19 protein-coding genes, 1 other RNA gene and 1 pseudogene are annotated in these 21,772 nt (G+C 59.9%); 7 read left to right on the top strand and 14 right to left on the bottom strand.

Translation table 11 applies throughout. The features are described 5' to 3' along the window. Positions 1-47: 47 nt before the first annotated feature. Positions 48-815: a GntR family transcriptional regulator gene (locus tag EC919_RS24050; protein WP_133776810.1), complete on the bottom strand. Its 768-nt coding sequence runs from the start codon at positions 813-815 to the stop codon at positions 48-50. A gap of 428 nt (positions 816-1,243) precedes the next feature. Between EC919_RS24050 and EC919_RS24045 the strand changes: the two genes are divergently transcribed. From EC919_RS24045 to EC919_RS27975, 7 genes and pseudogenes are all read left to right on the top strand, one after another. Continuing rightward, the gene (locus EC919_RS24045; protein ID WP_133776809.1) at positions 1,244-2,950 is read left to right on the top strand and encodes a lactate permease LctP family transporter; all 1,707 of its coding nucleotides are present in this window, start codon (positions 1,244-1,246) and stop codon (positions 2,948-2,950) included. A 67-nt stretch (positions 2,951-3,017) separates the two neighbouring features. Then, positions 3,018-4,163, top strand: coding sequence for an FMN-dependent L-lactate dehydrogenase LldD (lldD, locus tag EC919_RS24040; RefSeq protein WP_133776808.1), 1,146 nt, complete (start codon positions 3,018-3,020; stop codon positions 4,161-4,163). Between the two features lie 71 nt (positions 4,164-4,234). Continuing rightward, positions 4,235-7,045 (top strand): FAD-binding and (Fe-S)-binding domain-containing protein, encoded by a 2,811-nt coding sequence (locus EC919_RS24035; protein ID WP_133776807.1) that lies wholly within the window; start codon positions 4,235-4,237, stop codon positions 7,043-7,045. A 208-nt stretch (positions 7,046-7,253) separates the two neighbouring features. Continuing rightward, entirely contained in the window at positions 7,254-7,544 is a 291-nt protein-coding gene (locus EC919_RS24030; protein WP_133776806.1) for a hypothetical protein, read from the top strand. 113 nt (positions 7,545-7,657) lie between these two features. Continuing rightward, positions 7,658-8,049, top strand: a transfer-messenger RNA (tmRNA) gene (ssrA, locus tag EC919_RS24025). A 900-nt stretch (positions 8,050-8,949) separates the two neighbouring features. Further along, a pseudogene (locus tag EC919_RS27980) lies at positions 8,950-9,717 on the top strand (MCP four helix bundle domain-containing protein); the annotation flags it as partial. Then, entirely contained in the window at positions 9,694-10,575 is an 882-nt protein-coding gene (locus EC919_RS27975; RefSeq protein WP_432213844.1) for a methyl-accepting chemotaxis protein, read from the top strand. The pseudogene EC919_RS27980 and the gene EC919_RS27975, both read left to right, overlap by 24 nt. An 82-nt stretch (positions 10,576-10,657) precedes the next feature. Here EC919_RS27975 and EC919_RS24010 read toward each other — a convergent pair whose 3' ends face one another. The 13 genes from EC919_RS24010 to EC919_RS23950 all read right to left on the bottom strand — a co-directional run bounded on the left by EC919_RS24010 (position 10,658) and on the right by EC919_RS23950 (position 21,714). Next, positions 10,658-10,978, bottom strand: a complete 321-nt coding sequence (locus EC919_RS24010) for a hypothetical protein (protein ID WP_133776803.1) — start codon at positions 10,976-10,978, stop codon at positions 10,658-10,660. A gap of 95 nt (positions 10,979-11,073) precedes the next feature. Beyond that, positions 11,074-12,318 (bottom strand): SGNH/GDSL hydrolase family protein, encoded by a 1,245-nt coding sequence (locus tag EC919_RS24005; RefSeq protein WP_133776802.1) that lies wholly within the window; start codon positions 12,316-12,318, stop codon positions 11,074-11,076. After that, on the bottom strand, positions 12,315-12,533 hold the full coding sequence (locus tag EC919_RS24000; protein WP_243842332.1) for a hypothetical protein: 219 nt from the start codon (positions 12,531-12,533) through the stop codon (positions 12,315-12,317). The genes EC919_RS24005 and EC919_RS24000 overlap by 4 nt, the downstream gene beginning before the upstream one ends. A gap of 34 nt (positions 12,534-12,567) precedes the next feature. Beyond that, positions 12,568-12,993, bottom strand: coding sequence for a cell wall hydrolase (locus EC919_RS23995; RefSeq protein ID WP_133776801.1), 426 nt, complete (start codon positions 12,991-12,993; stop codon positions 12,568-12,570). A gap of 46 nt (positions 12,994-13,039) precedes the next feature. Continuing rightward, complete coding sequence (locus EC919_RS23990) at positions 13,040-13,453, bottom strand: tail fiber assembly protein (RefSeq protein ID WP_133776800.1); 414 nt, start codon at positions 13,451-13,453, stop codon at positions 13,040-13,042. Positions 13,454-13,459: 6 nt separating this feature from the next. Then, complete coding sequence (locus EC919_RS23985) at positions 13,460-14,287, bottom strand: hypothetical protein (protein WP_243842330.1); 828 nt, start codon at positions 14,285-14,287, stop codon at positions 13,460-13,462. Between the two features lie 60 nt (positions 14,288-14,347). Then, positions 14,348-14,944 carry a YmfQ family protein gene (locus EC919_RS23980; RefSeq protein WP_133776798.1) on the bottom strand — a complete coding sequence of 199 codons (597 nt, stop codon included), beginning with the start codon at positions 14,942-14,944 and terminating at the stop codon, positions 14,348-14,350. Then, positions 14,935-15,972, bottom strand: coding sequence for a baseplate J/gp47 family protein (locus EC919_RS23975; RefSeq protein ID WP_133776797.1), 1,038 nt, complete (start codon positions 15,970-15,972; stop codon positions 14,935-14,937). The genes EC919_RS23980 and EC919_RS23975 overlap by 10 nt, the downstream gene beginning before the upstream one ends. Next, the gene (locus EC919_RS23970) at positions 15,962-16,366 is read right to left on the bottom strand and encodes a phage GP46 family protein (protein ID WP_133776796.1); all 405 of its coding nucleotides are present in this window, start codon (positions 16,364-16,366) and stop codon (positions 15,962-15,964) included. The genes EC919_RS23975 and EC919_RS23970 overlap by 11 nt, the downstream gene beginning before the upstream one ends. Continuing rightward, on the bottom strand, positions 16,363-16,878 hold the full coding sequence (locus EC919_RS23965) for a phage baseplate assembly protein V (RefSeq protein WP_133776795.1): 516 nt from the start codon (positions 16,876-16,878) through the stop codon (positions 16,363-16,365). The genes EC919_RS23970 and EC919_RS23965 overlap by 4 nt, the downstream gene beginning before the upstream one ends. Next, on the bottom strand, positions 16,875-17,978 hold the full coding sequence (locus EC919_RS23960) for a phage baseplate assembly protein (RefSeq protein WP_133776794.1): 1,104 nt from the start codon (positions 17,976-17,978) through the stop codon (positions 16,875-16,877). The genes EC919_RS23965 and EC919_RS23960 overlap by 4 nt, the downstream gene beginning before the upstream one ends. Before the next feature lie 4 nt (positions 17,979-17,982). Next, positions 17,983-19,383 (bottom strand): DNA circularization protein, encoded by a 1,401-nt coding sequence (locus EC919_RS23955; protein ID WP_133776793.1) that lies wholly within the window; start codon positions 19,381-19,383, stop codon positions 17,983-17,985. Further along, complete coding sequence (locus tag EC919_RS23950) at positions 19,384-21,714, bottom strand: phage tail tape measure protein (protein WP_133776792.1); 2,331 nt, start codon at positions 21,712-21,714, stop codon at positions 19,384-19,386. It abuts the gene before it with no gap. Positions 21,715-21,772 lie beyond the last annotated feature (58 nt).

The raw sequence follows: 21,772 nt of genomic DNA, 5'->3' as shown, positions 1-21,772 counted from the left end.
AATCGATATCAGCTGTCTGTTATGCGTCCCAGGCCCACCCAATATCTTCATATCCGGTTGCGCCGTTCAGCCCGCGCTGTGCGCTGCACTTGCTGGCGCACTTCCTCCAGCACCTCCTGCACATACAGCAGATGACGGCTCGACACTTCTCGAGCATCGTCCGCCCGACCTTCGATAATCGCCAGGTACAACTCACGATGCTGATCGATCAGCATGTCGCGGGTTTCTGCGCGCTGTTTGTACATGCCGCCGATATTGGTGACGACACTGCGCCGCAGCAGATCAAACAGGCCGCGAATAGTGTGCAGCAACACAGCGTTGTGGCTGGCTTCGGCGATGGCGAGGTGGAAACTGGCGTCTGCGGCGCCCTCCTCTGCGCGGCTCACTTCTTCCGCACGGCTGTAGCAATCCTGCAACGCATCGAACGCTTCGCGCAGCCGCAGCCGATCGACATCCGTCGCGCGTATGGCTGCGTAGTAGGCGCAGGAGGCTTCGAGAGTGTGGCGGAACTCAAGCAGGTCGCGCTGCGCTTCCGGGCTGCTTTCCAGCAGATGAAGCAGAGGATCGCTGAACGTTGACCCAATACTGTCGACGACGTAGTTGCCGCCGCCTTGACGACTGACCAACAGCCCTTTGGCCGTCAGCTTCTGAATGGCTTCGCGCAACGAGGGACGTGATACCCCGAACTGCTCGGCCAGCGCTCGTTCGGCCGGCAGACGACCGCCGGAGCACAACGTGCCTTCCAGAATCATCCTTTCCAATTGCTCGACAATATCGTCAGACAAGCGGCGCTGACGCACCTGATCAAAGCCCATAACCCTTCACTCCACAACCCGGCTGCCCCGTCTGACGTCGCTGCGGGGCGCACATTCTCGCCGATCACGATCAGACATTCACCCGGCAGATGTAGGAGAAATCGCCCCCTCAGGCGCAGATCCGGCGAGATCCGAGCGAGCTGCTACGAAAGTTTACGCGTCATAAATTGACACATCGTCAGCAAGGCTTCTAACCTAGCTTCAAGACATTGTAAATTGGTATTACCAATTTACAATGCCGGCGATGGACGGGTTGTCACGGTCCCACGCCGCAGGCACTTCCCGACGGCGGAACGCTTGAGCTGGTGAGCTGTGCGACTCGTTCGTCAGCGCCGACAGGAAGACAGACAAGCAGTTGTCACCTGCAGGAGCCGCGCACGTAAGACATGGACACCGGGCCTAACCAAAAACAATTAGGGGCCTCATACATGCAAACCTGGCAACAGCTCTACACACCTCTTGGTGGCCTGGGCCTTTCGGCGCTGGTCGCTGTCATTCCGATCGTTTTCTTCTTTCTGGCGCTGGCGATATTCAGGCTCAAGGGCCACGTCGCAGGCGCCATCACGCTGCTGCTCGCCATACTGATTGCGATCTTCGCGTTCCAGATGCCCGCCGACATGGCCGTCGCGTCCGCCGGTTACGGCTTCCTCTACGGCTTGTGGCCCATCGCCTGGATCATTATTGCGGCCGTGTTTCTCTACAAACTGACGGTCAAAAGCGGCCAGTTCGAGATCATTCGCAGTTCGGTCATGTCGATCACTGACGACCAGCGCTTGCAGGTCTTGCTGATCGGTTTCTGCTTTGGCGCGTTCCTGGAAGGGGCGGCAGGCTTCGGCGCACCAGTGGCAATTACCGCTGCATTGCTCGTCGGCCTGGGATTGAACCCGCTGTACGCCGCTGGCCTCTGCCTGATCGCCAACACCGCACCGGTGGCCTTTGGCGCACTGGGCATTCCGATCATCGTCGCCGGTCAGGTGTCCGGCATCGACCCCTTCAAGATCGGCGCCATGGCCGGTCGTCAATTACCGCTGTTGTCAGTGTTCGTGCCGTTCTGGCTGATGTTCATGATGGACGGCGTGAAAGGCGTCAAAGAGACCTGGCCAGCGGCACTTGTTGCCGGCGGCAGCTTCGCTATCGTGCAATTTCTGACCTCCAACTTTGTCGGTCCGGAACTGCCTGACATTACCTCGGCGCTGGTCAGCCTCGTGTCTCTGACCTTCTTCCTGAAAGTCTGGCAGCCCGCTCGCGCAGCCGACGCGCAAATCGCCGGTGCGTCCGGCGGTGCCGCGGTCATGGGCGGCGGCGCTGGTAATGCGGGCGGCTTTGGTCAACCGCGTACCACCAAAAAGTCGCCGTACTCGGCGGGCACCATCATCAAGGCATGGTCGCCCTTTCTGATCCTGACTGTGGTCGTGACGATCTGGACGCTGAAGCCGTTCAAGGCGCTGTTCGCTGCGGGCGGTCCGCTGCAGGCTCTGACCATGAACTTCCCGGTGCCGCACCTGGATCAACTGGTCATGAAGATGGCGCCGATTGTCGCCAACCCGACCGCCATGCCAGCGGTGTACAAGTTCGACCTGCTCGCTGCATCGGGCAGCGCGATTCTGATCTCGGCCATTCTCGCGATGATCGTACTGCGCATTACACCTAAAACAGGTTTGACCACGTTCAAAGAAACGCTGATCGAACTGCGCTGGGCCATCGTGTCGATCGGCATGGTGCTGGCCTTCGCTTTTGTCATGAACTACTCCGGGATGTCCTCGACGCTGGCGCTGGTCCTCGCCGGGACGGGCAGCGCGTTCCCGTTCTTCTCGCCGTTCCTCGGCTGGCTGGGCGTGTTCCTGACAGGCTCGGACACCTCGTCGAACGCACTGTTCGGCTCGTTGCAGGCCACCACTGCACACCAACTGGGCGTCAGTGACGTGCTGATGGTGGCGGCCAACTCCAGCGGCGGCGTGACCGGCAAGATGATTTCCCCGCAATCGATCGCGGTGGCCTGCGCGGCGACCGGGCTGGTGGGTAAAGAATCCGACCTGTTCCGCTTCACCCTCAAGCACAGCATTTTCTTTGCCACGATCGTTGGCTGCATCACATACGCCCAGGCGTACTGGTTCACCGGCATGCTGGTTCATTAATCAGACGAGCGCCGGGTGTGTTTTGCGCACCCGGCAATGGCCCCCGCTCACTCATCTGCGAGATCTCATGATCATTTCTTCCTCCACCGACTACCGCGCCGCCGCTCAGCGCAAGCTCCCGCCCTTCCTGTTTCACTACGCCGACGGTGGCGCCTACGCCGAGCACACCCTGCGCCGCAACGTCTCCGACCTGGCCGACATTGCGCTGCGCCAGCGCATCCTGAAGAACATGTCCGAGCTGAGCCTTGAGACGACGTTGTTCGGTGAAACCCTGAGCATGCCGATGGCACTCGCCCCGGTCGGCCTCTGCGGCATGTATGCCCGCCGTGGCGAAGTGCAGGCCGCACGTGCTGCAGACGCCAAGGGCATTCCGTTCACGCTGTCGACGGTTTCGCTTTGCCCGATTGAAGAAGTCGCCCCGGCGATCAAGCGGCCCATGTGGTTTCAGCTGTATGTGCTGAAAGACCGCGGTTTCATGCGCAATGCGCTGGAACGAGCCAAAGCCGCCGGTGTTAAGACGTTGGTATTCACCGTCGACATGCCCGTCCCGGGCGCTCGCTACCGTGACGCGCACTCCGGCATGAGCGGCAAAAGCGGGCCGATGCGCCGCGTCTTGCAAGCCATGACTCACCCGCAATGGGCGTGGGATGTGGGCATCAACGGCCGGCCCCACGACCTGGGCAACGTGTCGGCCTATCGCGGCAACCCTACCGGTCTCACCGATTACATCGCCTGGCTGGGCAACAACTTCGATCCGTCGATTTCATGGAAAGACCTGGAATGGATTCGCGACTCCTGGGACGGCCCGATGATCATCAAAGGCATCCTCGATCCGGACGATGCACGGGATGCAGTGAAATTCGGCGCCGACGGCATCGTCGTGTCCAACCATGGCGGCCGCCAGCTCGATGGTGTGCTGTCCAGCGCCCGTGCGCTGCCCGCCATTGCCGACGCCGTGAAAGGCGATCTGAAGATTCTCGCCGACTCCGGCATCCGCAGCGGCCTGGATGTGGTGCGCATGATTGCACTCGGTGCCGACACCGTGTTGATCGGCCGCGCGTTCATCTATGCCTTGGCCACCCACGGCGAGGCCGGGGTGAAAAACCTGCTGGATCTGTTCGAGAAGGAAATGCGCGTGGCGATGGTCCTGACCGGCGCCAAGTCGATCAGCGAGATCACCCGCGATTCGCTGGTCCGCGAACTGGGCGCCTGACCCGCGCCGATCCCGACCCATGCGGCCAACAGAGGCCGCAGCGCCACCGAGATGCCCCACGAGGAAACAGCATGACTTTGCCCACCGCGTTTCTGGCCGGTGTGAACAGCCTCATTCCTGCCGGAAGACGCTTCGACGACCCGCTCTCGACCCTGGCCTTTGGCACCGACGCCAGTTTTTATCGGCTGATCCCCAAGCTGGTCATCCGCGTTGAATCAGAAGACGAAGTCGTGGCGCTGCTGAAACTGGCGCAGGCCGATAAAGTCCCCGTAACCTTCCGCGCGGCGGGCACCAGCCTGTCGGGGCAGGCTATCAGCGACTCGGTGTTGATCGTGCTCGGCGACAACTGGAATGGCCGTGAGATACGCGAGCAAGGCGCGCAAATCCGTTTGCAACCCGGCGTTATCGGCGCGCAGGCCAACGTCTGGCTGGCGCCATTCGGGCGCAAGATCGGACCTGACCCGGCGTCCATGCATGCGGCAAAAATCGGCGGCATCGTCGCCAACAATTCCAGCGGTATGTGCTGCGGCACGGCCCAGAACACCTACCACACCCTCGCCGGCATTCGGCTGGTGCTTGCCGACGGTGCCCGCCTGGACACGGAAGACGCCGCCAGTGTCGCTGCGTTCAACGTCAGCCATGCCGAGCTGCTCGAGCGCCTTGCGCAACTGGGCCGCGAGACCCGCGCCAATACCGAACTCGCTGCGAAGATTCGCCACAAGTACCGCCTGAAGAACACCTGCGGGCTGTCGCTGAACGCCTTGGTGGATTTCGACGAGCCGCTCGACATCCTCAGTCACCTGCTGGTGGGGTCAGAAGGCACGCTGGGCTTCATCAGCGCGGTGACCTACGACACGGTGCTTGATCACCCGAACAAGGCGACGGCGCTGATAGTCTTTCCCGACATCGAAACCTGCTGCAACGCCGTGACGGTTCTGAAAACCCAGCCGGTCGCTGCCGTCGAACTGCTTGATCGACGCAGCCTGCGCTCGGTGCAGAACAAGCCAGGCATGCCGGCATTCGTGCGTGAGCTGTCGGAAGGCGCCTGCGCCCTATTGATCGAAGCCCGCGCCGCGACCCGACCGTTACTGCATGAGCAACTGGCGCAGATCATGGCGTCAATCGCGCATTTCCCGGTCGAGAAGCACGTTGATTTCACCGAAGATGCGGCCGAGAACGCGCGACTGTGGGCCATTCGCAAAGACACCTTTCCTGCCGTCGGCGCGGTGCGTGAGACCGGTACGACCGTGATCATTGAGGACGTGACCTTCCCCGTCGAGCAACTGGCCATCGGCGTTCGACGCTTGATTCAGCTGTTCGAAAAGCACCGCTACGACGAGGCGATCCTGTTCGGCCATGCGCTGGAGGGCAACCTGCACTTCGTGTTCACCCAAGGCTTCAACGATCCACAGGAGATCGCGCGTTATTCAGCATTCATGGATGACGTCACGCAGTTGGTGGCCGTCGAGTTCAATGGCTCGCTAAAAGCCGAACATGGCACCGGCCGCAACATGGCCCCTTTCGTGGAGCTTGAATGGGGCAGCGAGGCTTATGCGCTGATGTGGCAACTCAAACGGCTGCTCGACCCTAGCGGCATTCTCAATCCTGATGTCGTGCTCAGTGAGGATGCACAGGTGCATCTCAAGCACCTGAAACCCATGCCCGCGGCCGATGCGATCATCGACAAATGCATCGAGTGCGGCTTCTGCGAGCCGGTGTGTCCGTCGAAAGGCCTGACCCTCAGCCCACGGCAACGGATCGTCATGTGGCGTGACATTCAGGCGAAAAAACGCGCGGGCAACGACACGACCCAGCTGGAGCGCGACTACCAATACCAGGGCATCGATACCTGCGCGGCCACCGGTTTGTGCGCGCAACGTTGCCCGGTAGGCATCAATACCGGCGAGCTGGTGAAGAAGCTTCGCGGGCAGCAAGCCCATCATGACAAAGCGGCCAGCTGGATCGGTCAGCACTTCGGGACGGCTTTGAAGGGCGCACGATTTATGCTGCATGCGGCCAATGGCGCCCGCATGCTGCTCGGCGCACCGAGACTGGCGAAGATTTCCAGCGCGCTGAGCAAGGCATCGTCGGGCCGCGTGCCTCAGTGGACGCCGGCGATGCCGCAGCCCGAGAACGCCATTCGTTTCAATCCGCCGGTTGAGGATTCGCGCCCGCGCGTGGTCTATCTGGCCGCCTGCGTGTCCCGCGTCATGGGACCTGCGGCGGGCGATCGCGAGCAGATGTCGCTGATGGACAAGACCCGAGGGCTGCTGGAGAAAGCCGGTTATCAAGTGGTGTTCCCGGAAGACCAGGACAGCCTATGCTGCGGTCAGCCGTTTGCTTCCAAGGGCTACGCCGAGCAGGCTGAAGACAAACGCCAGAAGATGCTTGCTGCGCTGACCAAGGCCAGTCGCGGCGGGATCGATCCGATCTATTGCGACACCAGTCCCTGCACGTTGCGCCTGGTTCAAGACCTCAAGGAAACCCGGCTCGACCTGTACGACCCGGTACGTTTCATCCGCACCCATCTGCTGGACAAACTGGTGTTCACCCCGCAGCAAGCGCCCATCGCCGTTCACGTCACCTGCAGCACGCAACACCTGGGCGAGAGCCAGGCGCTGATCGAGCTGGCGCGAATGTGCAGCGTCAATGTGGTCGTACCCGAAGGCATTCACTGCTGCGGATTCGCGGGCGACAAAGGCTTCACCACACCTGAGCTGAATGCCCATGCGCTGCGCACGTTGAAAGACGCTGTTCAATTCTGCGATGAAGGCATTTCGACCAGCCGGACATGCGAGATCGGGCTCACGCAACATGGCGGCATTGACTACCACGGTCTGGTCTATCTCGTGGATCGAGTGACTCAACCAAGAACCGCTTGATGCACACAAATGGGGCGTAGATCGCCCCATAATCTCGAAACATCCGGCAACGTGGCTTTTTCGCAGCATCGTGAAAAAAAATAGAACCCCTGCGACAGGCGGCAGTCCATCTCTTTAGGCGCCGCAAACCATTCGGCGCTTTTCCCTCTATCTCGGGCACCGGCAAATTGAGCGGCGACACCGAGTCAACAGGCTCAAGGAGATACACATGAAGCGCACCGCACTGACTGGATTGTTTCTTACCGCTGCACTGTTGGGCTCCCCGGTTTTCGCTGCTGATGACCTGTGCGGCGCGAACATCGCGACGCTGAAAAATGCTGAGGCATCGACGACCACTAACCTGACCGGCGATAGCAAAACTGACATTGAAAAAACCGTCGCTGATGCCACTGCCGCGCAAAAAAGTGGCAATGACAAGGAGTGCATCTCGATCACTACCAAGAAAATCACCGAGCTGAAAACCGGCGGTGACGGTAGCGATGGCGGTGCCGCGAAGTAATTGCCGAATCAAGACCGGCGAAAGCCCGTCGTGAGCGGAATGTCAGGCGGGAGGTCGACGTATCTCATTGATTCGGGTAGACTCCGCCGCCTGACTGCTAGAGCAGCAGAATTGGGGCCGATTAGGATTCGACGCCGGTGATGAAACTCTAGGGGCATGCCGACTTGGTAACAGAAGTCGTAAATCCACTGTTGCAACTTTCTATAGTTGCCAATGACGAAACCTACGGGGAACAAGCTCTCGCCGCGTAAGCGGTGCTAGCCTTCCTTCTGGTAGCTTCGGCTCCAGCAATCACCAGGGGATGCCTGTAAACCCAAAGTGATTGTCATATAGAACAGGATCGCCGTGCAGTACGCTGTGGACGAATCGGCTAAAACTTACACAGCTCGCCCAAAGCACCCTGCCCGTCGGGTCGCTGAGGGTTAACTTAATAGACACGGCTAAGCATGTAGGCCCGAAAGCGGAGTACTGGCGGACGGGGGTTCAAATCCCCCCGGCTCCACCATAAAAGCATTACAAATCAAGCACTTAGCGTTTACCGCAAGTGCTTTTTTTGTGCCTTTTAGGGCTGGTTTGGCTCAGGAATGCCAGCTTAATGACAGCCTTAGGGTTGCCAGCTTTGACGGTGTGCCCCAAGGCTTTTACGCTGAAGGCTTAATCTGAAGATATGGCCGTAATTTCAGCAAGTGAGCTCACCTATACCTATGCACTCGGCACCACGTCTGGCGACGATCCAAAGCTAACGGGTGATCCGGACCGGAGCCTTTTCAACCGACATGAAAAACACGAGGTTTTGTACCTGCTTAATAAGTTCGCCGAAAAGCATTCCCTGACTCTCGCAGGTGCTCAGAAGGCAGAGAGAATGATCCACATGGGTCTACCCGCTACCACCAGATCCCAGATAAATGTAGTGATTTGGCTGGAGAGCAACTGGGCTAGCTATCAATGAGCAGCTGACTTGTGATCAGTAGATCCCGGGGTAGACGTACAATTCGAGCACGTTCGGGCGCAACTCCGACTCGTCTATACCACTATCCGTACCCAGGAGCGACAGCATTTTGGAACGCCAAATGCTGCCGAAGAAATCGGTCGGATTGCCTCTCCGAATACGTTGCCACTCCAATAGGCAAGTCTGAACTTTCAACCCTTCAACCAACCGCGAGAAGGGACGGGGGGACTCGGGCACCGCCATCCCTGGCGATAGCCACTCCCTACTGATGCAGCAGTAGTGTGAAAGAGGCAGAGTAGGCCAACGATACGAAAGCCTGCGCCTTCTTCTGTCTAAAAAGAAAGTCCCAGACAGATGTAGTGATCTACGCACGAAAAAACGCGCCAGCATTTCAGTTTTCTCGAAACTGGCAGATATCTTGATTACGTAATCGCCAACTACCTATCCGGACACGCCATGAATCTGCGCTCGATCTCCATCGCCTCCAGAGCTTCGCTTTGTTTTGGCTTGATCTCCTTACTGGTGATAGTGTTGGGCGGTTTCGCATTCCTGCAGCTAGGCGAGCTGCGCGGATCGGAACAAGACATCGAAAAAAATTGGTTGGCTAGTATTCAGACCACGGACGATATTCAAATTGCAGTATTGGAAGCGCGCTTGGAAAGCATTCGGCTGCTTGCTGCAACTTCCCCAGAGGACCGTGCTAATGCGGTCAAGCAGCTGGCGAATGCCCGCGATGTGCTCAGTGAGCGGACCGATTTCTATCGGAACAATCTAATCTCGGACGACGAGGAGCGTCAGACATTCGAACTGGCAGCCACACTCATGGGTAAATTTTTGGAGGGTCTAGCTCGCATCGTTGAGCTGGAAAACACACAGCATGAACTGGCGGTAGATTATGCGAATAGTGAGCAAAAAAACCGTGCAGCAGCCTATCAGGGTGCGCTTACCTCTCTTCGTAAACACAACGCCGACGGCGCGATAAACGCAGGGATTTATGCAACTAATGTTTACCATCAGAGTAGCAAAGCTATAGCCTTAATGGTGGTTGCGGCACTAGTACTGACAATCCTATTTGCCATGGCGCTTACGCGTAGCATCGTGCTCCCGATCAATACGTCGCTGAAGATGGCGGAAGAAATAGCCGTCGGGGACCTTCGAACGTCTTTGATTGTAACGGGATCCGACGAAGCTGCGAGACTCATGGGAGCTCTCAACACAATGCAGAAAAACCTTCGCGGCACCATAGCGGAGATCTCCGAGGCTTCAATGCAATTGAGCTCCGCGGCGGTAGAAATGACCGCCATCACTGAAAGCGCTAATCAGACTCTGCAGCAGCAGAACTCTGAAATTGATCAAGCAGCAACTGCCGTCAATCAGATGAGCGCAGCAGTCGAGGAGGTCGCCCGGAATGCGACATCCACTTCTCAAGCAGCAAAGGAGTCAGCCAACGCAGCGGAGAAAGGAAATGCGAAAGTTGGCGAGACACTCATGGCTATGCGCTCGTTAAAGGACCGGGTAGACGTTACTTCTGGTCAAGTTCAAGAATTGGCTGTACAAACCCAGGACATCAGCAAAGTCTTAAACGTTATTGGGGCAATTGCAGAACAAACCAATCTCCTCGCTTTGAACGCTGCAATCGAAGCCGCTCGCGCTGGGGAGCAGGGGCGCGGCTTTGCCGTAGTGGCGGACGAGGTTCGTGCGCTTGCCCATCGCACGCAGGCCTCTACCGGCGAGATTGAGACCATGATTGCTTTGATGCATTCGCGCAGTTCTCAGGTCGTGGAGTCGATGGCTGACAGTACGCGCGAGGTCCATGCCACTCAGAGCACGGCAGACGAGGCTGGCCGATCACTTCAGCTAATAACTGACGCCGCGCAGATGATTGACGACCGTAATCAACAAATCGCTACGGCCTCAGAAGAACAGGCGCACGTAGCTCGCGAGGTAGATCGTGCTTTGGTGAGCATTCGAGACTTGGCAGTCCAGAGCACCGAGGGTACCCGGCAAACACTAACTGCAAGTGGTGAGCTATCTCAGCTTGCGCTCAATTTGAATCAGATGGTCGCCCGCTTTCGAACATAAAGGATTGTGCTGATTTATCTAATGCACGCTATAGCTTCGCTCACCCCGCCTCATGTAACGGCTCAGAGCGTGCGAGCTTGACTTAGTAAGCGGTTCTTTCCCCACAATTGACTTCGTCTTGGTACAAGCCTTGCTCCGCCAATACTGCAAGGCGGTGTTCAAAAGCTCGTGTGTAGGCTTCCGACAGTAAGTTGAACTGCTCTGGGGTGACAGCGTGCAATAACCCAAGGCCCACACCAAGACCAAGGGCACGGCCATGGGCGTGGGTCAAACCGATGACGGTGTCTGCATTCCAAATCCGATTCAGGCCCGATTCTAGCCCTCGTTGGAGATCGCGGTTCAGCCGCAACGAGCGAATAATGCGTTGCGGATCGGATGCCGAATTAAGCAGGCGATAGGCCACAAGCTTTTCCTGTGCCGGTTAAGTCGAAACTGCGCTTATGCAACGTAAGCGTACACCGGAGGCCTGCCTTGCCCAAGCGAGCCGTTGGCTAAAGTTCAGACCTTCCGGATCCCGAACTGAGCGGCTTTGACTTTCGAGTCCTGATTGACGCCCGCGGCTAGGTAAAGCCCCATCCTTGCGGTAACGACCGCCTCAGTGACATCGCACGGGTAGCGCTGGGTTTCCAGCGCACCTTTCCAGTTCGCTGGCAGAGTGAACGGCTCCTGGTACTTGTCCATCGAGCGGTAATAGATGGTGGTGGACTCGCCGGATACCGGTTTGGTGATGATCAGTTCCGCCTCCCAGCTGAGGATGCCCCGGCTGTTGCCGACGATCTCCGGAGCCGAAACCATCTCGATGACGTCCCCTGCCAGCAGATTCGACAGCGTCACGTTCGCCGCCGGCTGAAGATAGATGTACCCGCCGGCCGCCGCCATGGTCCCGGCCAACTCGATGCACTGCGCCTCGCCGAATGCTGCAGGCTCTTTGTACCAGCGAGTGGTGATGCCGTTTAGGCCTGAGCCGGTTGCCTTGTAGTTGTCCGCCAACACCGATCCAGCGACAGGGTTGACCAAAGCGTTGATCACGCCGGTTGAGCCAGCCATCAGAGGGTTGGCGTTCAGGCAGCCGAACGGGCGAATCGCCGAGTACAGATCGGCGGCATCCGTGGGCAGCGGCACGCCGAAGAACTCGAAATTGGCATTGATGATTGGCACGCAGCGGGATTGGATGAAGTCGGCGCCGATCAGGTTCGGGTGCAGATCATCGACAGTCATATCCTGCGTGAAGCCGTCCCAGATGTTGACCACCGGCACGAACTGCCGGACGTAGCCCAGCACCCAGTCCTTGTACGCGATCGCATCGGTGAGCGCGGCGCCGGTCAATGCCTTGGTGCCGAAGCGTGGCGTGCCGGTGCCGACAATAAGGTATTTGCCAGGGGTGTTCTGGAACGCGATGATCGCCTTCATCACGTTCGCCTTGCTGTCGGCCAGCGTCATGCCTGGAGTCGTACTGTCGTTGGTACGTGACAGCAGCATCCACAGATCGGCCGTGAGCGAAGTCAGGCAGGAAGGCAGCCGAGGCATGAATTGGCCGGAGTGGTCGCCGACCTTCCCTTGGTTGTCCAGGTAACTGGGGAAAAGACCGGTCTGCGCAGCAATCGCACCGGCGTAGCCGTAGGCCTCGGTTCCGAATGCCTTCGGGTCAATCGTGTGGCAGTTTGCGCTGAAGCTGTCGCCCAACAGACCCAGGCCACGACGGATGCGGCGGCGGGTCTGCTGGCCCTCTGCGAGAAGACTCATGCGAACACCTCAAAGGCGGCGCCGCCCGCCGGCAAGAAGCGCACCGTGGCCGGGGGAATGTTGAGTTGATAAGCGCCATCATTCCACAGCGTGTCAGACGTCACCCAGGTGTCGCCCATTTTGATCTGAACCGAGACCGAGCCCCCGTTTGCTTTCACGCCCAGCGTGACGCGCAAAGCGCGGGAGAATGTTTCTTCTTTTTTCGTTGTCTGCACTGCGTTCTCCAATTGGTCGAGATCAAGTGAGGTGTCAGGGCACGTCGCGGAAGAAAACGTGGTTGCCCAGCTTCAGTGTCCGCTTCGCCTTGGCCTCCCAGTCCGGCGCCTTAGGCATGGTGGTCGCGTAATAGTGGGTCGCCCCGCCGGTGGGGTCCGGCACCTTCCCGTCGATGACCTGGTCAGCGGCAATCCGGCACTGCGCCAATTCGCGGAACGGGATCTGCCGCGCGCCGCTCAGGAACTGATAGTTCGGGTCGTTGCGATTCCAGCAGCTGAACTGGTACGGCTTCTGGCACACGCCTGCGTAGCCCTCGCCCCACCAGGATTTATCCTTGCCGTCGTCCACACGATTGCGGATCGTCCAGGCCACGGCCACCATCCCGGCCAGTCCCTCCCCGCGCGCCTCGCCCCATAAAGTGCGGGCCAACACATCGCGATCTTTCTCGGTTACGGTCATCACTTTTCTCCAGACGAAAAAAAACCGCTCAAGGCGGTCGGGGGGATTAGGCGGGCTGTTCAGGCCATGGCGGGGACGTCAGCGTCAGGTCGATGCGGTTAACCGCTATCCGGTACTGCTTCCACTTTTTTAGCAGGCCGGTTTCTTCAGCGGTAGCTTCGTCGAGATCCACTGCGTCCTGAAGCGGCCCGATGGCGAGCGTCGCCGTCGCCAGCGCCGTGTCACGAAGGTTGGTGTTCGTCTTCAGAATGTCTTCCGCCGATGGCACGAGTTCGGGCGCCTGCGCAATTGGCTCTAAAGTGAAGACCCCTTTTTTGCATTTGGTGCCGGTGGTTACCGGAAGCCCGTCAGGAATCAGCACCGCCTCCTGACCCTCGGACGGGGTCCAGTTCTCGGTGTCTCCGTCCCAGACCGACACGTTGATCACCTTTCCTTTTTCAACGATTGCGTAGTTTGCCATTGCCAATTACCACTCCAGAATGAGAACACCTTGTAAACCTGGCGCACCGGTGCCGCCAGGCGCTGAAACGGGCGAGGTGTACGCACCACCAGAACCACTGCCGCCAGCACCGTAACCACTTCCCGGAAAAGCGCTGGGGTTAGCGCCTACCGCGCCTCGGCCCGGAGGTCCTGCGTTGCCGAATGGGGTGCTGCCGCCAATTCCACCCATGCCACCGGAGGCCTGCCCGCCGGAATACACCATGGTGTCTGAGGCATACCCGCCTTTCGGGAATCCAGCGCCGCCTTCTGGGCCTGCGTAGTTTGCAGGGGAGGCGGTACCGCCGGAGCCCAGCAGCCCCTTGGTGCCGCCTGCAAGCGTAAGATTCCCAAAAATAGTGGCGCCGCCATCTGTTGCGTTATTGGCGGCAGGCGTCCCTCCAACACCCGGCGCGCCGATCACGTAGGCAATCGACTGTCCGGGGTTAACGTTGATGAGCTGCCGATAGAGCGATTGACCTGCGCCACCGCCTGATCCTCCCGTGACAAACGACGATGAATTGGTCGCGAGAGATGCGCCACCGCCGCCGCCAGCACCGCAACCGCTTAGCCAGATTTGATACACACCATCCGGCACAATGAAAGTGCCATTGGCGGTGAGCCGGACCATGTTCTTCAGCTTGCCGACCTGACTCGCGATGATTGCTCTGATGGCCGCGAGCAACTGATTATTGGTGTTTTCCTTGGGCACCAGCGATGCGCCCCGAATGGTATTCAGGATTTCATCGGTGACCGCATTGCCCCAGTCCGAGGGGATCAACGAGCCGATCGTGCCGGTGGCCGTGTTTTCATCCACAAACCTTCCGCCCACGAGCCCGACGCTGGGGACGCTAATTGGATAGTCCACTGATTATTCTCACTTGTAGTTGATATTGACGATGGTGTGCGCAGGTGCGTAGCGGCGGATGATGCATTCAAGGGCACTGCCGGGATTCGCACCAAATCGCTGACCCCAATGGCTCACACCAAATCGGCGGCCGAGGGATTGCCGCCCGCCCGTGTTCAGGGTCCACATGAACTGGGCCTGCCACGTGCCGAAGTGGCTCTTCCCCATGCGAGCACGGCCAAAGCGTGGCGCTCTGTGCTGAGTGACAGACGCGTTCGGATAGCCCTGCCCTCTGGCGATCGCGATGAAATAGCTGACGTGCTGGCTGCCGATCGCGAGAAGTCGTTGCTGCACCCCGAGCTGGCGATCAGCAAATGCCGGTGAGCTGCCCAGACAATCATCAGGGAGCCCCATGACGGCCTCCCATTCCGGCACCAGCTCGAAGACATGGGCCGGGTCCATCTCGGAATTGAGAGCAAACGCCCGGGCATCCAGTCGGGCCATTTCCTGCGCAATGCCGGCGAGAACAACTTCCAGCTCAGGCGCCCCCTCCAGATCCCAGGCCGGACCTTGAGGAAGGAGAGCGATCAACTGTGATAGGTACTCATCGGCGGTCCTTATTGCCATGTGATTGCCCCCACCGTGAGCAGCTCGTTGGGCTTGGCGGTAACGTCATTCGCAGGGCTGCCAACCACGTTGTCGACCTCACCTTGTGCGCTGCTAATCGCCTCCCGGATATGACTGATCAGCAGCGTCTCACCCAGGCCCGCCTCTCGCTCGTGCAGGTCTGTGAGTTCAGCGGTAACCGCAGTGCGCACCACGGTGGTGTCCGGGGTGAGCTTGATCGTGTAGTTGACGGCTTTGAGCACCGGCGCCAGCACGATCACTTCGGCGGTCACCGGCGCCTTGGTGTCGATGTAGTTCTTGACCGTTGCGATCTCATTGGCGTCCGGAATGATCGAGGCGTCGCCATCGCGAACGAAGAACACACCCACGGTGCCGGGGCCCAGGTAGTTTTTCACCGTCCAGGCGCGCGTCACCCCCGCGCACTCCAGCGCCCACGTCACGTAGTCATCAGCGTCTCCCCCGTGGGGGATAACCTGGAAGCTGCGAATGACGCGACTGCGTAGCGATTCGACTGACTCCTGGTTACTGCCACCGGTGATGCCCGGCGCCAAGACGGTGAACGTCTCGTCAATGCCCGTCACCGGCTGCACCAGCTTCAGGGTCAGGCCTGCGGCTGCATTGCCCAGAATTCCACCATCGACTGCTTCGAGTTGCGCGGTGTTTATCCCCGAAACCGGAGTGATAGCGTCCACCACACGGTACTGACGCCCGTCGCTCGCCTGCACCACCAGATTCGCATCCAGAACAGATCCTGCTGAGGCCAAGAAGCTCGCCGAGCCGGTTGCACTTTTCGCCGGGATGCGCGGGGTTTCCAGCCGCAGGAGAGCTTGCCGCTCGAGCGTGACGGCGTCCGCGGTGTCGGGGAGGATCTGCTTGGCAATCCAGTTGAGGTAACCGTACAGCCCATAAGCCGCGCCACTGATCGTGCGTGACAGCACCTGCGCATCTGACTGGCGCAAGGCATCACTGGCAAGGTCAGCAGCAGTGCGGCTGATGAGTGTGGGCAGGGTCGGGGTTTCAAACGGCATAAAGCACCTGCCAATGTTCGTTAGGGTAGATATCCAGGGTTTCGCCCGAGGGCAGGGTCATGACTACGCCCAGGTTGAGCCGGGAATGCCCGGCGCGTTCTGTAAGCACCTGCACCGCAGTGGCATGTCCGTCATCCAGCAACCATTTGAGCGCCTCCTGGGCATAGGTCACGGCATCACCAATGGTCGCAGTAGTGAGCTTGCGCCGGCGCAGCAGCCAGAGCCGCGAGCCGATACGGTCGTTTGCAACCAGCGGAAAGCTGTCACCCCACCAGCCGTAGCGCTCCTCGTCTTCGACCTGATCGGAGGCATTGGCGCGGCGCCACGTGAACAGGCTGATTTCCACAGCCCGGCGCAGGTTGACCTCTACGCCATCCGCAACGATGACGGTCATGACGCACCCCCAGGGACCGGCGGGCCGCTCTGGTCTGGGCCTTCCTTCACACCGGTGTGCAGGTGATTGATCTGGCTGACGCCGCCGGCGATCTGGTCGCCCTGGCTGACGATTGTCCCGGTCTGGGTGATGCTGGGCGTTTCGAAATGAACCCCCTTGGCCGCGCGAATGTTCAGCGTCTGGGTCTCAATGTCGATGATGCGGCCACGCTTGAAATGGATCTTGTCGCCCTCATCGGTAAATATCGCGACTTCGCCCGCCTCCAGGGCTTGCAAGCGATATCGTCGGTCCGCGACCACCACCACGACGCCATGGGATCGATCGCCGCCCATGAAGGCGGCTAGCCCTTCTGCACCCTCGTGGGGGCAGCTTGTAAAACCGTAGGGCTCAAGGTGTTCCATCCCGTCTTTGAGTTCGCCATGGGTCAGGCGCATCTGCAGGCTTTGCATCTTGCCCGTGGACTTGACCATGGCCACGACGCCGCGCGTCAGCAGGTTCATCAGTCGGCTCATTTGTCTTTGTAGTCCGCAGGTAGGAGGTATTCGACGGCGTCGGTTTTCTTGGCCTTGCGCTTCTTGTGCGGGTCGTCGGGCTCTTGCAGGTAGCCCTCGGGCGGCCCCACCCGAAGACGGCAGATCGTGCCTTGCTCGTCGAGCGTGTAGGTCACCTCGGCGATGAGCATGTCGCGGTCGTAGCCGATCACCGGGTCGACGACGCGCACGATGGTGTTTGGCAGCCACAACGCCCCGTTGCTCTGCCGCCAACCCTGGACGTCATAGGTCACTTCCAGCGCCTTGCCGACGGCGGTGCCGCGCTCCCAGTTGGCCCGGTCGGCCGCCAGCTTGTCGCTGAGCTGCCCACTCTCATGGATGACCTTCACTCGCTTGCGCGCCATACGCGGGTCCGTGACAGAGCTGTTGACCTCTGTAGTGGTCTTGGCAAAGTCCTCATCGGTGCCTGAGCGCTGGCCGATAACCCGGTATTCGGAGAACACGCGTGTGAAATCCAGCGCGGCGTCTGCCTTGAGCACGTTGCGGCCCAGCTCCAGCGATTCGGCTGAGCGCCCTGCACTACCAACCTCGGCCAGCACAACGTTGCCTTTCGCATCGTCGGTGCTGAACACCCGATAGAGGGTGAGCAGGCGATCGATGGATTCAAACGCCGTTTCTCCCGGCTCAATGGTGTGGTCTGTCAAGCCGCTGGTGGTCGCGATCTCACTCCTGACCGAAAGCCCGTAGGGGCTGGCCAGCGCCTGAACGATTGCCTGCACACTCTGGCCTTTCCACTGGCCCGGCTGATTAATAGCGCCGCAGTCGATCAGGTCGCCAGTTGAAGACCGGCCGGCAATGGATGTGGTGACCTTTTCATGGTCGTAGCTGATCGGCGTGGCATCCACCCAGCCCGTCACAACCAGATCGCCACCGATGCGCACCTCGCAGCGAGCACCCTGCTTGACCGGGCGTAGCACGTTCTGTCCGGGCCACTTCCAGGTGATGCCGATGTTGAAGCTGCGCGCCTGCCGCTCTAGACCTGCGCTGATTTCTACCGAGGTCCAACCGGAATAATCCAGCCCGTCAACGGTCAGCGTCACAACCGTCTTCGGGTCGGACATGCGGTTACTCCCTGGCTACTTGAAGGGGTGCGGCAGGCACAAAGCCCGGGTGATTGATTTTGTTGCGTTGCACGATTTCACCCTCGCGAGTCGCGTCGCCGAAACGCCGATAAGCCATCACCACCGCCGGCACGGTTTGGAGCGGGGTGACGCTGACCAGTTGAACACCGGAAGCGGCGACCGCCGTCAGGTGCTTGGATACCTGCTGGCGTGCCTCATTGATGGCGGGGTAAAAGGTCGCGTCAGCCTTGAGAGCGGCCTGCCAGAACACCGCATCTAGTGCGTCCCTTACAGCAACCACCTCGTCGGCCACCGGCACCTCGGCTCGCGCCACGGGCTCGACGACTTGCTGTTGCAGTGACGCCGTCGACTGATCCTTGGCAGCTGGGGTCAGCACAGGCATTTGTGCGATCGTCGCGGTTGCCTGCACCAGGACCGCATCCTGCACAAGATTGGCCAGCGCCTGCGCCGCAGCCGTGGTATCAGCCCCGCTGCCCGCCATGACCGTATCAATGCTGGCCGCATCCTCCGCCTGTCTGGACACTATCCCTACCGCATCGGTGTAACTGTTGAACATCGATGCGCCAGCGCTGGTGGTGCTCGTGGCACTCGTCACGGATGCCGAGGCGGATGTATCGACGTCACTGCCGCTGGTGCCGCCACCGGACGTCCCGCCGGCGCTTGCACCGGAAGATGATCCGGTACCGCTCGACGCCGCAACGCTCGAACTCTTTGCCGAGGACTGGCCCAGGTCGCTGAAATAGCCGCTGAATAAGCTCGACAGCGCGCCAGGCGAATTGGTCAGCATTTGGGCCAGCGATCGCGCGGACCCGATTGCACTGCCCAGCGGGGAGAACTGCCCCGTGATGACGCCGAACGCACCGGTGACCGTGTTCTGCAGGCCGATCAGGTTGATGCGCGCGGTATCCACCGCGGCCATTGCCGACTTGTAACGCCCCAGCGCGGCGCTCCAGTAGCTGGCCGAGGTCTGCCCCGCCATGCGCGCGGTGTTGGCACGCACCGATGGGTTTGTCTGGGCGTTGCCTGGATAGAAAGTCAGGTCGAAGGTGACCATGCCGCCCTCTCGGCGGCTGTGGGCCATCTCACAAGCACCGGGCACAACCTGCAACTGCCCAAGCCAGGGATGAACAAGTGTCCCCTCCCCCTCGGTCTCCAGGGCTTTGAGCAACTTGTCCCGGCGCTGGAAACAATCATCGCCGATGATGTAGGCCTTGACCTTGTGCACGCGGGCGACCTTGCCCATCTGTTCGGCGAACGACTCGTCTCGCTTGGGGTACTCGTGAAGCTGAACCTTGCGCCCCACTGGAACCGACGTATCCTCGATGAGAAACGTCTCGCCCCGAAACGACGCCGGCAATAACTGCTCGCGCCAGGTATCGGCCATCTATTGCGCTCCAGAAAGGGATCTATAACCGACATTGGTGCTGATCTTGAGCCCGGGCTGATCGGTCGTTGCCGGTTGAGGCCGCACGCCGCGAGTCTCGCCCTCCAGTCGAATAACCAGCTCCCCGTTCAGTTGCGACTTGCCTGACGCACCCGCGAGCAAATTGCCCGGTGCCGGCAGTATTGCGCCGGGCATAAGTGGCAACGGGCGCTCAAACCCAAGGCTACTGCCGGCTGTCACGGAATCTTTTGGCTGACTGAGCCCAGCGGTGACGACTGGCGCTGCCTGCCGAGGGACCTGCGCCGCAGCGACAGGCGCAGCCTGTTTAATGCCATCTGCTGCAACCACGGGCACAGGCTGCTGACTGATGCCCGCTGCGAAGTGCCTGAGCCCTTGCGTGCCGTTATTGATCACACCGCCAGACAGCGCGGTAGGGTCGCTTTTCGAGAAAAAGTTGCTGACCTGCGCAGCCTTTCCCTTGACCCAGCCCGTGGCCGCTTCGGTTTTCTGGTTGGCCCAGTCACCTGCCTCCATCAGCGGCTGAATGTAAGGCCGAATCCTCTCGAACAGGCCCTTGAAGTAAGCCACCAGTCGTTCCCACTTCTCGGTGACGATCTGCACCGGATCAAAGCCCAGTTGCTCTTTGATCCATCCCCACGCTGCCGCCATGGTGTCCTTGATGCCTTCCCAGGCAACCGCAGCCAGGGCGCGAATGACGTCCCACAGCGCGCTGAAAAACTCCGACAGCGGTTGCCAATTGCGAGCGATGACCGTCATGGGTGCCCAGTTGAAAGCAGCCTTCATGAAGTCCCACGTGGACACAGCGGCGGCCTTAATGACGTCCCAGAGCGCTCCGAGGAATTCGCTGATGGGCTCCCAGTTGGCAATGACTTGTCCCACTGGCGACCACTTGAACAACTCTTTCATCCAGCCCCACACCGCCATTGCCGGGCCCTTGATGCTTTCCCACAGCTGCTCGAAGTACGGCGCCAGGGTGTCCCAATTTGCGACGATCACACCGACAGCGGCGGCAATAGCCACCGCCGCAATGCCGATCGGGGTCGCTGAAAACGCAAGCCCTAACAGCCTGGTGGCGACAGTTGCGGCTACCGCGCCCACGCGAATGGCAGTGAAAGCGACGCCCGCCATGGCGAGTCCTCTGACAAACGCAGGGCTGGCCTGAATCAAGTCGCCCACATGGCTGATAAAGGGCCGCAGCTTATTGATCACGGCATTTAGCGGGGGTAAAAATGCTTGGCCCAACGCTATGCTCGCCCGGTTCAAAGAACCTCGCATCAGCGTCAAATTGTTTTCAGTCGTGGCCGCACGCGAAGCGTATTCGGCCTCCATTGAGCCGGCGTACTGCGAAGCGTCACCGGTCTTTTTCAGGTTGCTCTCGAGTAGCCCTAGATTGGTTAGCAGTGGCGAGATTGCAGCAACGGACTCAGTGCCGAAGAGATTGGTCAGCAGCGCTGGGCGCTTGACTGCATCAACCTCAGCAATACGTTTGAGCACCTGGAGCATCGTGCTTTGAGCATCCTTCTGCATTCCTGCCGCCACGGTTTTCGAGTTCAATCTGAGCGACTTCATCGCGTTTGACTGAGTCTTCGTCGCGGCGCTGCCCTTGGTAAGCGCCAGCATGAAATTCTTGATGCCGGTTGCGGCCACCTCCTGCTCGACACCCGTGCCAGCCATAGTCGCGCCCAGCGCCGCAATCTGACCCGACGCTACGCCCGCGACTTCCCCCAACGGCCCGACGCGAGTAACGATGTCGGAAATCTGCTTGGTATTGGCCGGCCCGGTGTTCCCCAAGTAGTTGATCTTGTCAGCGAGCCCGACCACCTCGGCTTGGGTCATTTTGAAGGAGGTCCGCCACTTGGCCATCATGTCGCCGCTTTGCTCAGCGGTCTGGTCAAACGCGATGCCCATCTTTACCGCGTCTTGTGCAAAACCCAGAAGTTCTCCCCGGGCAATGCCTGACTGCCCGCCCGCTGCAACGATCTTGGCGATGTCATTGGCGGCCATCGGCAGCCGTTCCGACATTTTGGTGATGTCGTCGCCCATCTCCTTGAATTGGCTGGGCGCGTCAAAGTTGACTACCTTGCGCACGTCGGCCATCGCCGATTCGAACTCTATCGCTGCGCGCGTCCCCATCACGAACGGCGCTGCCAGCGCGCCGCCGGTGATGACCTCCTTGAAACTGAGATTGCCCAGACCTGTGTTCTGCAGGCCCTTGCGGAAGTTGGCAACGTTCTTGCGAATGCCGGCCAGCGTTGGCGACAGCTTGTCGACACCGGTGATCAGTGCCTTGAGCTGAAATTGATCTGCCATCAGTCCACCTGCAACGCGCGATTGATCCGCTGCGCCTGAGCTAGCGATTCAAGAAAGA

It is taken from the genome of Pseudomonas graminis (assembly GCF_004364335.1).
GTDB lineage: Bacteria > Pseudomonadota > Gammaproteobacteria > Pseudomonadales > Pseudomonadaceae > Aquipseudomonas > Aquipseudomonas graminis_D.
The sequence above is the reverse complement of the archived record's forward strand: the minus strand, read 5'-3'. Positions and strand labels throughout refer to the sequence as shown.